The following is a 13,612-nucleotide window of genomic DNA, read 5'->3' as shown; positions in this document are numbered from 1 at the left end:
AATAGATGGAAGCGGCCGCTTCCAAGTGGATCGTTCTTGTCATGATGGTTGTTTTTGCCGGTCTTGCGGGTGAACAATGCTCGGACGCACTCTCGCTCCGGCGACCGAACGGCGGACAACAATTTGCATAAATGCCGCTGGATCAAACGGGATGAACGGCCATAAGTACGGCGTATTAAGCGAGCGGATGCTGGTCAGCCAAAGCAAATAAACGGTCGTGCCAATGACGAGCCCGGGCACTTTAAACAAGGCGACAAGAATGACTAATGCCAATCGAGAAATCTTATTTGCCACGCTCAACTCATAGCTTGGCGTCGCAAAGGACCCGATCGCCGCCACCGAAATGTACAAGATCACTTCCGGCACAAACAACCCTACATCGATGGCGATTTGTCCGATCAAGACAGCGGCAATTAAACCCATCGCGGTTGATAGCGGCGTTGGGGTATGAATGGCTGCCATCCGCAAAAACTCGATTCCAAAATCAGCGAGCAAAATTTGCACAATGATCGGGATGTTCGTTTGTTTGTTCGGCCCAATAAACGCCCACGATTCGGGCAGCAACGACGGCTCAAGGACGAACAGCACCCACAGCGGCAGCAAAAACAACGACGTCAAAATGCCTAAAAACCGCACCCAGCGCACAAACGTCCCGACCGCTGGCGACTGCCGGTATTCCTCGGCATGCTGGACGTGGTGAAAAAAGGTTGTCGGCGTGATGATGACGCTTGGCGATGTGTCGACCATAATGAGCACGTGCCCTTCAAGCAAGTGCGTCGCTGCTACATCCGGCCTTTCGGTGTAACGGACGAGCGGGTACGGGTTGTATCCTTGCTTGACTAAAAACTCTTCGACTGTTTTGTCGCCCATTGTCAATCCGTCGACGTTGATTTGCTGCAACTCTTTCTTGACGAGTTCAACAAGCCCCGGGTCAGCGACGTCTTTAATATAGGCGATGCATACGTCCGTTTTCGACCGCTCGCCGACTTGCAAAATTTCAAAACGCAGCCGCTCGTCGCGGATGCGGCGGCGGGTGAGCGCCGTGTTGACAATAATGTTTTCAACATACCCGTCGCGAGCGCCGCGCACAACTTTTTCCGTATCCGGCTCTTGCGGCTGACGACCCGGATAACTGCGGACGTCGACAGCAAATCCAGTCGATTCACCTTCAATCAAGACGATGATCAAGCCCGACAGCAGCTTGTCAACCGCTTCGTCGAGGCTCGTCACCGGACTGACTTGCTGATGGACGAGCCGATTTTCGATGATCTGCCACGCTTGGGACGCCTGGCGTTCATCATCGTTGACGCGCACAATTTGTTTTAACAATTCGATAATGTATTGTGTGTCGCATAAACCGTTGCAGTAGTAAATATGTACTTCCCGGTTTAGGACATGGATTTTCCGCACGCCTAAATCAAAGCTTGTCCCGACGCCGATCCGCTGTTGCAAAAAATTCGCGTTGTCAACGAGCCGTTTCGCGATCGGCGCTTTCGGTTTCTTTTCTTTTTCCGGCATGGCCATCACTCCTTTCGAGAATTAACTCGACCGCCCTGCGCGTAATCGGCGCTCCGTATTTCGCATGGTCGCGGTACCCCATTTTGCCGATGTCGCCGATGCCAACGATGAGCGGAATGTTCAGCCGATCAAGGCAGTAGACGGTATCGCCATTGATCCGCCCGATCTCGAGGTCCCGGACGCCTTCTTTATCGACCCCATATTCAGTCATCACACCGTCACGGTCGACGCTCACATGCACTTTTGTCCATTCATGCTGGTGCGTATTGGAGGCAACCGCCAGCGCCCCGAGCACTTCGATTTGCTCATGCGTCGCCACATAGCGAAGCGCCTGCTCTCCGGTCCCCTCCCCGAGGGCGCCGCAATCGTCAAACATGACAAACACTGGATCGTACGGCGTTTGCAAAATGAGCTCAACCAACTGTTCGCCGCTCAGTTTCGTCGGATTGCCTTGCGAACGGGAAATGCAACGGCCGCCGATCTCCGCGGCGACCCGCTCAATCGCCCGGCAGGCAAACTCGTCCCCATCCGTTACTAAAATGACTCGTCGTTTTTCCATCATCTCTACCCTTTCGGTTTGCAAGTAAGCGCCGCGGCTAACGAGCCGGCCACGATAAAAGCGAACAAGGCACCGGCAAATCGGAACACCGCTGCTCCGGTTTCCACAAATCCCTCTGGCCGCGGTTCTGCCATGGCCCCTTTCGCCAACCAATACCCAAATCCGCATAGCGGCATCGTCGCCCCGGCGCCAGCCCAAGCGACGAATGAATCATAGACGCCGCTAAAGCCAAGAAGCACGCCAAGGACGACAAGCGAACCAGCGACGCCAGCCGGCGTCCATTTGCCGCGGTCGATGATGAGCTGAACGATGGCGCACAGCAGCCCGCCGGCGAGAAAGGCGCGGACGTATTCCATGTCACATTCCCTCCTGATCGTTCCCAAATAAAAGACGTCCTACGGCGGCAAATCCGGCTCCTGTCCAGCCGCTTCAATGACGACGCCGTGAGCGATCGCTGGGATCGACTGTTTTTGCTGCACCATCGTTTGACTCAAGAGCGCTCCAGTAGCGACGACAAGCAGGCGTCGAAACGTCCCGCGGGCGAGCTCTTGAAGCAAATACCCGTACGTGACGACCGCCGAGCACGCGCAGCCGCTGCCGCCGGCGAACACCTTTTGATCTGGCCGATAAATCATCAGCCCGCAATCGTTGTAAACGTCGGTCACATCCCAGCCTGATTCAGCAAGCAGTTCGCGGACGATGACGCTGCCGACGCGCGACAAGTCGCCGGTGACGATCAAATCGTAATCGCTTGGCGATGCGCCTAAGTCACGGAAATGCTGCTCGATCGTATCGGCTGCCGCCGGGGCCATGGCCGCCCCCATATCGAGCGGGTTTTTCAAGCCGGCATCAATGACTTTGCCAATCGTCGCCGCCCGGATGCGCCAACGCCCTGGAGCTCGACCGACGAGCGCCGCACCGGCGCCGGTGACCGTAAACGTCGCCGTTTTCGGCTTTTGCACCCCCAGTTCAGTCGGATAGCGAAACTGCCGCTCCGCTGTTGCGTTATGGCTGCTTGTGGCTGCAAGCGCTCGGTCAGCCAATCCACCGGCAACGAAAGCGGCGGCGGCCGCCAGCGTCTGCATCGAAGTCGAGCAAGCGCCGAACAAGCAGAGAAATGGGATCGGCAGCTCACGGGCGACATAGTTCGATGTCGCATTTTGGTTTAATAAATCACCGGCCAAAAACAAATCGACTTCTTCGGCGGAGATGCCCGCCTTTTGCAAACAGCAATCCACCGCCTCCCGCATCAGCCGCCGCTCAGCGAGCTCCCACGTCGCTTCGCCGCAATACACATCGCGATGGCAAATGTCAAAGTAGCTTCCGAGCGGCCCATCCGCTTCAAGCGGCCCGACCGCCGCGGCGGCCGCCTGAATGTAAATATCGTCATCAAACACCCATGTTTGCTTCCCGACACGCTTCATGGCCCATCCCTCTTTTCATTGCGGCCAAAGAAGGCCGAGCACATAGGCGGCAACCAGTCCATAAATGACCGCTGCTCCGCCGGCTTTCAACATCTGTCCGGCCACCCCGGCCGTCCATCCTTCGCTTCGATGCTCGATAGCGGCGCTGGCAAGCGCATTGGCCAGCCCTGTAAGGAGCATCGTCGCCCCCGCGCCAGCAAATTGGCTGAAATCGTCATATTTCCCGATGGCCGTCAGCACAATTGCCAATCCAGCCATCACCATAGACGCCCATAGATGGGCCTCGAGCGGCGAAGCGGCAAACGTTCTGCCATACCAATCAGCGAGCCATTGCGCCAGCGCACAAAGCGCCCCGCCGACAAGAAACGCTTTTACCGCATTGGCGGCGTATGGGGGAGAAGGCTGAAACGCCTTCACCTCGCGGACATAATCAGATTTTAATCCCACGTTTCCTTCCCCCTTTGTCAGCGAAAGTGATCGACAAAATAAAGCCAATGAAACAACGAGCCCGCCACCTTGCCAAAAGCGATGGCCATGAGCAAAATGACGATTTTATCATCTATGCCGATCCGCTTCGCTAAAATCGGCCAAACGTTCAATACCTCTGTTAAAGCGGCAGCGAGCATTCCGATAAACACGCCATGCAACAACCCGATCGGGGCCATCCAATATTTAGATAAATGCCAGACCGAATGGCGCAAACTCATCCAACCGCCAACGATGGCGCCAGCTATAGCCCCCCATTCATAGGCGTGAATGCGTTTTGGCGTTTTCGTCAGCTGCGTCAGGCGCGGGATGACGCCAAGCACGACCAAAAAGGCGACAAATCCGGTTCCGACCGCCAACCCTCCTGCGAAGCCGACGAACACTACCAGCAAAATCTCAAGCGTCGTCAAGGTGCCTCATGCTTTCCTTGTTTTCATGCAAAATGACATACTGGTCAATGGCCTGCTGGTAGTTGAACATTTCGACTTCAAGAGGGCTGGGCTCCTCGTTGATTCGTTTGCGGAACCAGTGGTTGAAAAATAAAATCATCCCAATGCCGAGCCCAAGCGAATATGGAATTTGCAAAAGCAGCGGTTTATCGACCGCTTGGCCGGTCATCATCTCGTACAGATGGCGATGCACCCGTTGCATGCTGACGTCCTCGTGAAAGTTCATAATCGCCATCGCCGAACCGACGAACAAAAGAAGCCAGACGAGAACGAAGGAAGCGGTCGAAACCTTCCGTTTTTCATAGACGACTTCAATGATCGTCTGTGGTGGACCAATCATCTGCACATCAAGCGACGAATCCACATCAAGCACAGCCCGGATCATTTGCATCGTATCAATGATGACGATATTTTTATCGCTAGGCTGGATGCGATAGAGCGGAATCGTCTTCAACCGCGGAATGAGCCCGCCATCCGGCGCGGCGATTTGCGCCGCCTGTCCGAGCGTCACCACCGCCCCGGGCTTGACTTGCACGCGATGGCGCGGCTTGATAAATACGGTGTTGGCCATTTGCTTCACACCTTTGCCCCCATTTTGTTTTTCTTTAGTTTGGTTGGCAAAAACACCAATCATGCGGCCTGTCGGCGTTCACCATTGATTTCATAAAAATAGAAAAGAATGGGCAAAAAACGCCCATTCTTTTTTAGACTTTTGTTGCTTGCTCCGGAAAAATCGTTCCAAGATGCGCTTGCACACCAAAAGACGGATGCAATTCATGGTTCACCGCCGATGAATTGACATCCGTCCATTTTGTTGTCCACTACGGTAGAAAAGTTCGGAACAGAGTCTTCTCATCCGGTTTTGATGGGTTAATCAACACACCCATGCGGACAAAATGGACTATCCATCCATTTTGAACACACCCATGCGGACAAAATGGACTATCCATCCATTTTGTCCTTTATGTGCTGCAATATTTTCTTTTCCAGCCGGGATACTTGCACTTGAGAGATGCCAAGCCTCGATGCCACTTCGGACTGGGTTTGATCTTTGTAATAGCGCAAATAGACAATGAGCCTCTCGCGCTCGTCGAGTTCTTCGATCGCTTTTTTTAAGGCGATTTTGTCAAACCATGACGCCTCGTCGGTGTCAGCGATTTGATCAAGCAGCGTGATCGGATCGCCGTCGTTTTCGTACACCGTTTCGTGAATCGACGTCGGCGTGCGGACGGCCTCTTGGGCGAGAACGACGTCCTCTGGCGAAATGCCTAAATGGTCGGCGATTTCCGTAACCGTCGGCGCCCGCCCGCGCGTTTTCGACAGCTCATCTTTCGCCTTGCGGATTTTGTTGCCCATTTCTTTCAGCGAACGGCTCACTTTGACGGTGCCGTCGTCGCGAAGAAACCGCTGAATCTCCCCAATGATCATCGGCACAGCATACGTCGAAAACTTGACGTCATACGACAAATCAAATTTATCGACCGACTTTAACAAGCCGATGCAGCCGATTTGAAACAAGTCATCCGCTTCATAGCCGCGGTTTAAAAAGCGTTGGACGACCGACCAGACGAGGCGCATGTTTTTTTCAATAATTTCATCACGCGCTTCTTGGTCGCCTTCTTGGCTGCGGCGGATCAGCTCTTTCATCTCCTGGTCTTTGATTGGCGTCTGATCTTGCTTGACATCGACATCCATAGGCATGTCTCCCTCAATTACACAGCGCTTTGCTTTTCGCAATATGCTTTTTCAAATACACGGTCGTCCCTTTGTTCACTTCCGATTCGACGATGACTTCATCCATGAAATTCTCCATAATCGTAAACCCCATTCCTGACCGCTCGAGCTCCGGCTTTGTCGTAAACAGCGGCTGACGCGCTTCTTCGATGTCAGGGATGCCGACTCCTTCGTCTCTCACTGTCAAATGGACGACACCGTCTTCAATAATGACGGAAATGGAGACGATGCCGTTCGGGTCGTTGTTGTAGCCGTGAATGATCGCGTTTGTCACCGCCTCCGAGACGACCGTTTTAATTTCCGTCAGTTCGTCCATCGTCGGGTCAAGCTGAGCGACGAACGCTGCCACGGTCACGCGGGCGAACGATTCATTTTCGCTGCGGGCAGAAAATTGGAGGTGCATTTCGTTGCGCATTTACGCCACCCCCAATGCTTGCAAGGCGAATTGTTCATCCGCCTCAACGCGGATGATTTTAAACAGCCCCGACATGTCAAACAGACGTTTGACGGCCGGCGATACGGCGCATACGACCATCTGCCCGCCGACGTTTTTGATTTGTTTATAGCGTCCGAGAATGACGCCGAGGCCGGAACTATCCATGAACGTCAATTGCCCTAAATTGAGCACGATATGACGGATCGCTCGGTTTTCGAGCACATCCGTCACTTGTTCACGCAATTCTTCGGCTGTATGATGGTCAAGCTCCCCAGACAGGCGAACGATGAGCACATCTTGCTTCACTTCCAAGTCGATCGCGAGACTCACAGCGTGTTCCCCCTTGTCCATTTCAGGATATGGAGACATTTCGCTGCAGTCCACTGGAAATCCTGCCGCCCGACAAAACTAGTGGTCGTTCGCCAAAGAGAGCAAAAAGACGGCAAAACTTGACATTATCCCGCCTGCACAAAGCGGCTAAACACCCGCTTAAACAAGTCCCAAAAGCTCGCTTCTTCGACTGTTTGCTTGGCGACAAGCGGGCTGCGCAAAATTTCTTTTCCATCCTGCTTTAAAATGAGAACGCCAATCTCATCGCCTTTGCGAACGGGTGCTTTCACATCGTCTTTCACTCTGATCACTTTCTCGATTTGCTCGACCGACTGCCCTTTTTTCGTCAGCACCGACACCGGCTCCGACGTCACCGCTTCAACGGATGGCCGTTTGCCTTTGCTTATGTTGACACGGGCAACTGTTTCATTCCGTTTGTACACCGGATGAGTCCGATATTGGGAAAACGCGTAATCGAGCATCTTCGTAATTTGAGCATTGCGCGATTTCGGCGTCGGCGCTCCAAACACAACAGCAATGACGCGCATGCCGTTCTTTTTCGCCGTGGCGGTCAAACAATATTTCGCTTCCGCTGTATATCCGGTTTTTAGGCCATCAACACCCGGATAAAATTTGACAAGCCGGTTCGTATTGACAAGCCAAAACTTTTTGTCCGTATTTTCGCGCAAATAGTCTTCGTATTTGCTCGTATATTTCGTAATATCTTCATACTTCAACAGTTCGCGCGCCATCATGGCCATATCATAAGCGCTGCTGTAGTGATGTTCCGCCGGCAGGCCGGTCGCATTGGCGAAATGGGTGTTTTTTAAACCAAGTTGTTTTGCTTTTTCGTTCATCATTTCTACAAACGCTTCTTCCGACCCGGCGATCTGCTCAGCCATAGCGACCGACGCGTCGTTGGCCGAACCGATGGCAATGCCGCGCAGCAGCTCATCGACGGTCATTTGCTCGCCCGGCTCAAGGAAAATTTGCGATCCACCCATTGACGCGGCGTATTCGCTCGCCCGCACTTTTTCATTGTAGGACAGCTTTCCTTCATCGATGGCTTCCATGATCAACAACATCGTCATAATTTTCGTCATGCTTGCCGGCGGCAATGGTTCATGGGCATTTTTTTCATACAATACTTTGCCGGTGTCGCGTTCGATTAAAATGGCTGATTTCGCCTCATCGGCCAGCTTCACCTTCGCCTCCTTCATCTCTTTCGCCTCGGCATGGGCAGAAAGAGGAAGAAAAAGAAGAAACGGCAATAAAAGAAGACGAGTGACTGTCGTTTTCATCTCCCAAACCTCCATTCTTTATACATGACATTTTTTCCAGGCAAGATATTTTTATACAAAAAACATCTCATTTTCCAAAAAACAAAAAAAACGCCCGAAACACGTGTTTCAGGCGTTTTCTTCTTGAGTAATTGCTTCTTTCCTTGCGGATCGCCGGCGCCCCTCTCTATACGATGGTCTCATAAATGAGCGGCGGCCGAGCAACCGGCTGCGGCGACAGCTGAATAGCCGCCTCGATCTTTTCTTTCACGTCAAGCACATCTGGCCGGTTGCTGTGAATCGTGGCGAGTGCTTCCCCTTTTTGCACGCGGTCGCCGATTTTTTTATGGAGCACAATGCCGACCGCCAAATCGATCGTGTCTTCTTTTTTCGCCCGGCCGGCGCCGAGCCACATGGCGGCTGTGCCGATGTCATCGGCGGCCATCTCGGCGACATAGCCGTCGGCAGCCGCCGTGACAGTCGACGTATAGGCCGCCTTGGGCAGTTTGTCCAGATCGTCGACGACCGATGCATCTCCGCCTTGAGCGGCCAAAAACGTCTTGAACGCCGCGATGGCGGCCCCGCTGCGAATCGCCTCTTCAAGCAAGCGGCGCGCCTCATCAAGCGACGGCGCCTTCTCCGCCAAATAGACCATATGGCTGCCGAGAGTCAAACATAGCTCGGTCAAATCGCGCGGACCATTTCCTTTTAACGTATGGATGGCCTCTTTCACTTCCAAGGCGTTGCCGACGGCATAGCCGAGCGGCTGGTTCATGTCAGAGATGACCGCCATCGTCCGGCGGCCGACGCGCTTGCCGATGTCCACCATCGCCCGTGCGAGGCGGCGCGCCTCGTCAAGCTCTTTCATAAACGCCCCGGCGCCTGTTTTCACATCTAAGACGATGGCATCCGCCCCGGCAGCGATTTTTTTGCTCATGATCGATGAGGCAATGAGCGGAATGCTGTTGACGGTCGCCGTCACATCACGAAGCGCATATAGCTTTTTGTCAGCTGGTGTCAAATCGCCCGTTTGGCCGATAATAGCGATTCCGTTTTCATTCACAAGTCGAATGAACTCGTCTTTGCTGATCTCGACATGAAACCCGGGTACGGACTCCAGTTTGTCGATCGTGCCGCCCGTATGACCGAGGCCGCGCCCAGACATTTTCGCCACCGGTACACCGACAGAAGCAACAAGCGGCCCTAACACGAGCGTCGTCGTATCGCCGACCCCGCCGGTCGAATGTTTATCGACTTTCACGCCGCGAATCCGTGACAAGTCAATGACTTCGCCGGAATGCACGATCGCCATTGTCAACGCCGCTGTTTCTTCGTCCGTCATACCGCGAAAATAAATGGCCATCGCGAGCGCGCTCATTTGATAATCCGGAATGTCCCCGTTTGTATAGCCGCGGATGATCCACTCAATTTCTTCCTTCGTCAGCGCCTTTCCGTCGCGCTTTTTCGCAATCAAATCGACCATTCGCATCGCGATCACCTTTTTCATTTTGATTTCGCCATTTCAGCGACAATCGCTTTCACGAGCCGCAAAAAATCCGTCTTTACCCGCTCCGCCGTTTCGACCACTTCATCATGGTGAAGCGGGGAATCCGACATCCCTGCCGCCATATTCGAAATGCACGAAATGCCAAGCACCTCCATGCCCGCATGGCGGGCGACGATCACTTCCGGAACGGTCGACATGCCGACCGCATCACCGCCGAGCGTACGCACCATGCGAATTTCTGCCGGTGTCTCGTACGACGGCCCGGTGTTGGCGACATACACCCCCTCATGCACACGAACGCTCAGTCTCGCCGCCGTTTCCTTGGCCAGCTCGCGCAGCCGCCGGCTGTACGCTTCCGTCATGTCCGGAAAACGCGGGCCGAGTTCTGGATCATTCGGCCCTATGAGCGGATTTGTGCCCAGCAGGTTGATGTGATCGGAGATGATCATGAAATCGCCGGGCTGGAATCGTTCATTGACGCCGCCGGCAGCGTTTGTCACAATCAATTCCCGGACGCCAAGCGCCTTCATCACCCGGATGGGAAACGTCACTTCCTGAAGCGAATACCCTTCATAATAATGAAACCGCCCCTGCATGGCGACAACGGTCGCCCCCTCAAGCCGGCCATACACGAGCCGTCCAGCGTGTCCTTCAACGGTCGACACCGGAAAGCCGGGAATCTCCTCATACGGAATGCGAACCGCCTCTTCGATTTCATCCGCGAGCACACCGAGCCCCGAGCCGAGAATGAGGCCGATTTTAGGAGGCGCGGGCATCAATGGCCGCAAATGACGAGCGGCTTTTTCAATGGCTTGCCGATCCATCCTCTTTTCCTCCTCATCCAAAATTAATCCAGATCAGCCAAAAAGCTGATGCCGTGCGGCGGCCGATTGACTTGGAAGTTATCCGCAATCGTAGCGCCGACATCGGCGAACGTCTCCCGGATCGGGAGCGGCTTTCCGCCTTGAAAGCGCGGGCTGTACACCAAAAGCGGCACATATTCGCGCGTATGGTCGGTTCCGTGATGCACCGGGTCGTTGCCATGATCGGCCGTGATGATCAGCAAGTCGTCTTCTTTCAGACGCGGCAGCACATCGGCGAGCCGGGCATCAAACTCCTCCAGTGCATCGCCGTAACCTTTTGGATCGCGGCGATGGCCGTACTTGGCGTCAAAATCGACGAGATTGACGAAACTCAACCCGGTAAAGTCCATGCCGAGCGTGTCGATGAGCTTATCCATTCCGTCCATATTGGATGTCGTTCGCAACGATTGGGTAACTCCTTCATTGTCGTAAATATCGGCGATCTTCCCGATGGCAATCACTTCATAACCGGCGTCTTTCAATTCATTCATCACCGTTCGGCCGAACGGCTTAAGCGCATAGTCGTGCCGGTTGGCGGTTCGTTCAAAATGGCCGGGTGCACCGATGAACGGTCGGGCGATGACTCGCCCAACCATATACGGCTCGTCGCGCGTTAATTCACGAGCGATTTCGCAAATGCGGTACAATTCCTCAAGCGGCACCACTTGTTCATGGGCGGCGATTTGCAAAACGGAGTCGGCTGATGTATAGACGATGAGCGCCCCTGTTTTCATATGCTCTTCGCCAAGTTCTTCGATAATCGCCGTTCCGCTCGCCGGTTTGTTGCCGATCACGTTCCGGCCGGTGCGCCGCTCAAGCTCGGCGATCAATTCATCCGGAAATCCATTCGGAAACACGCGAAACGGTTTGTCAATGCGAAGGCCCATCAGCTCCCAATGGCCGGTCATCGTATCTTTGCCTGCGGAGGCTTCCTTCATTTTGGTATAGTACGCCAGCGGGCGATCGACTTTCGGAACCCCTTTGATCTCACGAATATGGCTTAAGCCGAGCTTCGCCATATTCGGCAGATGAAGGCCGCCGCGATGCTCGGCGATATGGCCGAGCGTATCCGCTCCTTTGTCGTTGTATTTCTCGGCATCCGGCGCCTCGCCGATGCCGACGGAATCCATCACAATCAAAAAGACGCGCCGGTACGTCGCTTTCACATTTATTCCCCCTGCCTGCAATGAATATGGAGTCTCTTTCTATCGTTCCCGTATTTTCACGAAAACACGCCTATAGCCAATTGGTCAGAAGTCTGACAACTAAAATGACAGGCAAGCGCCTAGCATACGGCAACTGCTAGGCGCGCGGGTGATACTGTTTGTACACGTCTTTGAGGCGCGTTTTCGTCACATGCGTATACATTTGCGTCGTCGAAATGTCGGCATGCCCAAGCAACTCCTGAACAGCACGCAAATCGGCTCCGTTCTCCAACAGATGCGTCGCAAACGAATGCCGAAGCGTATGCGGCGTCAATTCTTTTTCAATGCCGGCTTCTTTCGCGAGGCGCTTTAAAATTTTCCAAAACCCTTGCCGTGTCAACCGCTGGCCGTAATGGTTCAAAAACAGCGCCTCCGTTGCCCGCCGGCGCGGATTGACCAACTGCGGGCGCCCTCGCTCCAAATAGTGGGTAAGCGCTTCAATCGCCATGCGCCCGATCGGCACGATCCGCTCTTTCCGCCCTTTTCCATAACAGCGGACAAACCCCATCGCCAAATGCACATCGCTTAAGTTGAGCTGCACAAGCTCACTGACGCGCATGCCGGTCGCATACAACAGCTCCAGCATCGCCTTGTCGCGCAGCCCAAACGGCGTATCGGTTTGCGGCGCCGCAAGCAGAGCTTCCACTTCCTCGACCGACAGCACTTTTGGCAGCGTCCGTTCAAACTGCGGCGTTTCAATATGGACGGTCGGATCTTGCGCCGCGATTTTCTCCCTTAGCAAAAACTGATGAAACGAACGGATCGACGCCAAATGGCGGGCGATCGTCCTTGCTGATTGCCCTTGTTCGCTTAAAAACTTTAAAAAATGGAGAATATGGAGGCGCTCCACTTCGCCCCACGCCTGAAGCTGCTCGACTTGGCGCAAATAGCGGACGTATTTTTTCAAATCGCGTTCATATGAGACGATCGTATTGTGCGCCAAATTCCGCTCCACCGTCAAATAATGCAGAAAATCTTTCAACTCGTATTCCAACGCTCTCTACTCCCCATCGCGATAAAAAAATAACAGCCGGTCGAGCCAACTTGGCGGCGCACTTTCCGCCGCCGATACTTTGACCGCCGATCCCTTCGGCTCATCGTATCGGTGGTAATACTCGTACTCGCGGTTAAACCATACAAGACTATAATAAAATAAAATGGTGCATCCCGTAAATAAAAGAAACACTTTCACCATTTGCCAAACGGTTTTCATGGCATCCTCCCTATCAGCTGCTTGTCAGCTTGCTAGTATGAGGATATGCCATTTGTTTCGTTGTTTATACGCAAAAAACCTTTCCCGTTGGAAAAGGTTTTTTATTTTTCTTCATGCTTTTGCTGGCAACGGTGACAAATGCCGTGGAACGTCAAACGATGGTCTTTAATTTTAAATTTCCACTTCTCCTCAACAATCGCTTCGACATCCTCAAGCAAATCTTCTTGAATTTCCGCCACCGATCCGCATTCCAAGCAGATGAGGTGGTGGTGGAAATGGGCCGCTCCTTCCTTGCGAAGGTCATAGCGCGACACCCCGTCCCCGAAATTGATTTTATCGACAATTTTCAGCTCAGTTAACAGTTCGAGCGTCCGGTAAACGGTTGCCAACCCGATTTCTGGGGATTTTTCTTTCACGAGGAGGTAGACGTCTTCCGCGCTTAAATGGTCTTCTTCATGTTCAAGCAGGACTCTTACCGTCGCTTCCCGCTGCGGCGTCAGCTTGTACCCCGCCGAATGCAGCTGCTTCTTGATTCGTTCCACACGATCTTCCATCTTTTCATTCCTCCCTCGCCATTCACCCATCATTATAACAAATGCACGAGGGAA

17 protein-coding genes are annotated in these 13,612 nt (G+C 53.6%); all 17 read right to left on the bottom strand.

The window, feature by feature from the left end; translation table 11 throughout:
• Positions 1 to 39: 39 nt before the first annotated feature.
• On the bottom strand, positions 40 to 1,518 hold the full coding sequence (locus tag N685_RS0111580; RefSeq protein WP_031408515.1) for a spore germination protein: 1,479 nt from the start codon (positions 1,516 to 1,518) through the stop codon (positions 40 to 42).
• Positions 1,466 to 2,077, bottom strand: coding sequence for a stage V sporulation protein AE (locus N685_RS0111575; protein WP_031408513.1), 612 nt, complete (start codon positions 2,075 to 2,077; stop codon positions 1,466 to 1,468). The genes N685_RS0111580 and N685_RS0111575 overlap by 53 nt, the downstream gene beginning before the upstream one ends.
• Positions 2,078 to 2,082: 5 nt before the next feature.
• On the bottom strand, positions 2,083 to 2,433 hold the full coding sequence (locus tag N685_RS0111570; protein ID WP_031408511.1) for a SpoVA/SpoVAEb family sporulation membrane protein: 351 nt from the start codon (positions 2,431 to 2,433) through the stop codon (positions 2,083 to 2,085).
• 39 nt (positions 2,434 to 2,472) lie between these two features.
• On the bottom strand, positions 2,473 to 3,501 hold the full coding sequence (gene spoVAD / locus N685_RS0111565) for a stage V sporulation protein AD (protein WP_031408509.1): 1,029 nt from the start codon (positions 3,499 to 3,501) through the stop codon (positions 2,473 to 2,475).
• A gap of 15 nt (positions 3,502 to 3,516) precedes the next feature.
• Complete coding sequence (locus tag N685_RS0111560; protein ID WP_031408507.1) at positions 3,517 to 3,948, bottom strand: SpoVA/SpoVAEb family sporulation membrane protein; 432 nt, start codon at positions 3,946 to 3,948, stop codon at positions 3,517 to 3,519.
• A gap of 17 nt (positions 3,949 to 3,965) precedes the next feature.
• Positions 3,966 to 4,397: a stage V sporulation protein AB gene (locus N685_RS0111555; RefSeq protein WP_031408505.1), complete on the bottom strand. Its 432-nt coding sequence runs from the start codon at positions 4,395 to 4,397 to the stop codon at positions 3,966 to 3,968.
• A complete protein-coding gene (locus tag N685_RS0111550; RefSeq protein WP_031408504.1) occupies positions 4,384 to 5,007 on the bottom strand; it encodes a stage V sporulation protein AA in 624 nt (207 codons plus the stop codon). Before N685_RS0111550 ends, N685_RS0111555 begins: the two co-directional genes overlap by 14 nt.
• 371 nt (positions 5,008 to 5,378) lie before the next feature.
• Positions 5,379 to 6,131 carry an RNA polymerase sporulation sigma factor SigF gene (gene sigF / locus N685_RS0111545; protein WP_031408502.1) on the bottom strand — a complete coding sequence of 251 codons (753 nt, stop codon included), beginning with the start codon at positions 6,129 to 6,131 and terminating at the stop codon, positions 5,379 to 5,381.
• A 13-nt stretch (positions 6,132 to 6,144) separates the two neighbouring features.
• Entirely contained in the window at positions 6,145 to 6,585 is a 441-nt protein-coding gene (gene spoIIAB / locus N685_RS0111540) for an anti-sigma F factor (RefSeq protein ID WP_011231791.1), read from the bottom strand.
• Complete coding sequence (spoIIAA, locus tag N685_RS0111535) at positions 6,586 to 6,936, bottom strand: anti-sigma F factor antagonist (RefSeq protein ID WP_011231792.1); 351 nt, start codon at positions 6,934 to 6,936, stop codon at positions 6,586 to 6,588. It abuts the gene before it with no gap.
• Between the two features lie 125 nt (positions 6,937 to 7,061).
• Positions 7,062 to 8,237 carry a D-alanyl-D-alanine carboxypeptidase family protein gene (locus N685_RS0111530; RefSeq protein ID WP_031408500.1) on the bottom strand — a complete coding sequence of 392 codons (1,176 nt, stop codon included), beginning with the start codon at positions 8,235 to 8,237 and terminating at the stop codon, positions 7,062 to 7,064.
• 166 nt (positions 8,238 to 8,403) lie between these two features.
• Positions 8,404 to 9,705, bottom strand: coding sequence for a pyrimidine-nucleoside phosphorylase (locus N685_RS0111525; protein ID WP_031408498.1), 1,302 nt, complete (start codon positions 9,703 to 9,705; stop codon positions 8,404 to 8,406).
• 14 nt (positions 9,706 to 9,719) lie between these two features.
• Positions 9,720 to 10,547 (bottom strand): purine-nucleoside phosphorylase, encoded by an 828-nt coding sequence (locus tag N685_RS0111520; RefSeq protein WP_031408495.1) that lies wholly within the window; start codon positions 10,545 to 10,547, stop codon positions 9,720 to 9,722.
• 23 nt (positions 10,548 to 10,570) lie between these two features.
• Positions 10,571 to 11,758, bottom strand: coding sequence for a phosphopentomutase (deoB, locus tag N685_RS0111515; RefSeq protein ID WP_272945230.1), 1,188 nt, complete (start codon positions 11,756 to 11,758; stop codon positions 10,571 to 10,573).
• 130 nt (positions 11,759 to 11,888) lie between these two features.
• Positions 11,889 to 12,785, bottom strand: coding sequence for a site-specific tyrosine recombinase XerD (gene xerD, locus N685_RS0111510; RefSeq protein WP_031408492.1), 897 nt, complete (start codon positions 12,783 to 12,785; stop codon positions 11,889 to 11,891).
• Between the two features lie 6 nt (positions 12,786 to 12,791).
• Positions 12,792 to 13,004 carry a YqzK family protein gene (locus tag N685_RS0111505; RefSeq protein WP_011231798.1) on the bottom strand — a complete coding sequence of 71 codons (213 nt, stop codon included), beginning with the start codon at positions 13,002 to 13,004 and terminating at the stop codon, positions 12,792 to 12,794.
• Between the two features lie 101 nt (positions 13,005 to 13,105).
• Positions 13,106 to 13,558, bottom strand: coding sequence for a ferric iron uptake transcriptional regulator (gene fur / locus N685_RS0111500; RefSeq protein WP_011231799.1), 453 nt, complete (start codon positions 13,556 to 13,558; stop codon positions 13,106 to 13,108).
• Positions 13,559 to 13,612 lie beyond the last annotated feature (54 nt).

This window comes from Geobacillus vulcani PSS1 (assembly GCF_000733845.1).
In the GTDB taxonomy this organism is placed as follows: domain Bacteria; phylum Bacillota; class Bacilli; order Bacillales; family Anoxybacillaceae; genus Geobacillus; species Geobacillus vulcani.
This window is presented reverse-complemented; position numbering and strand designations above follow the sequence as displayed.

Bases quoted from the DNA above. Each gene is read 5' to 3' on its own strand.
- N685_RS0111530 (WP_031408500.1), bottom strand. From the start codon at position 8,237: ATGAAAACGACAGTCACTCGTCTTCTTTTATTGCCGTTTCTTCTTTTT.
- N685_RS0111580 (WP_031408515.1), bottom strand. From the start codon at position 1,518: ATGCCGGAAAAAGAAAAGAAACCGAAAGCGCCGATCGCGAAACGGCTC.
- spoIIAB (WP_011231791.1), bottom strand. From the start codon at position 6,585: ATGCGCAACGAAATGCACCTCCAATTTTCTGCCCGCAGCGAAAATGAA.
- N685_RS0111550 (WP_031408504.1), bottom strand. From the start codon at position 5,007: ATGGCCAACACCGTATTTATCAAGCCGCGCCATCGCGTGCAAGTCAAG.
- N685_RS0111575 (WP_031408513.1), bottom strand. From the start codon at position 2,077: ATGGAAAAACGACGAGTCATTTTAGTAACGGATGGGGACGAGTTTGCC.
- N685_RS0111570 (WP_031408511.1), bottom strand. From the start codon at position 2,433: ATGGAATACGTCCGCGCCTTTCTCGCCGGCGGGCTGCTGTGCGCCATC.
- fur (WP_011231799.1), bottom strand. From the start codon at position 13,558: ATGGAAGATCGTGTGGAACGAATCAAGAAGCAGCTGCATTCGGCGGGG.
- N685_RS0111525 (WP_031408498.1), bottom strand. From the start codon at position 9,705: ATGCGAATGGTCGATTTGATTGCGAAAAAGCGCGACGGAAAGGCGCTG.
- sigF (WP_031408502.1), bottom strand. From the start codon at position 6,131: ATGGATGTCGATGTCAAGCAAGATCAGACGCCAATCAAAGACCAGGAG.
- N685_RS0111505 (WP_011231798.1), bottom strand. From the start codon at position 13,004: ATGAAAACCGTTTGGCAAATGGTGAAAGTGTTTCTTTTATTTACGGGA.
- spoVAD (WP_031408509.1), bottom strand. From the start codon at position 3,501: ATGAAGCGTGTCGGGAAGCAAACATGGGTGTTTGATGACGATATTTAC.
- N685_RS0111520 (WP_031408495.1), bottom strand. From the start codon at position 10,547: ATGGATCGGCAAGCCATTGAAAAAGCCGCTCGTCATTTGCGGCCATTG.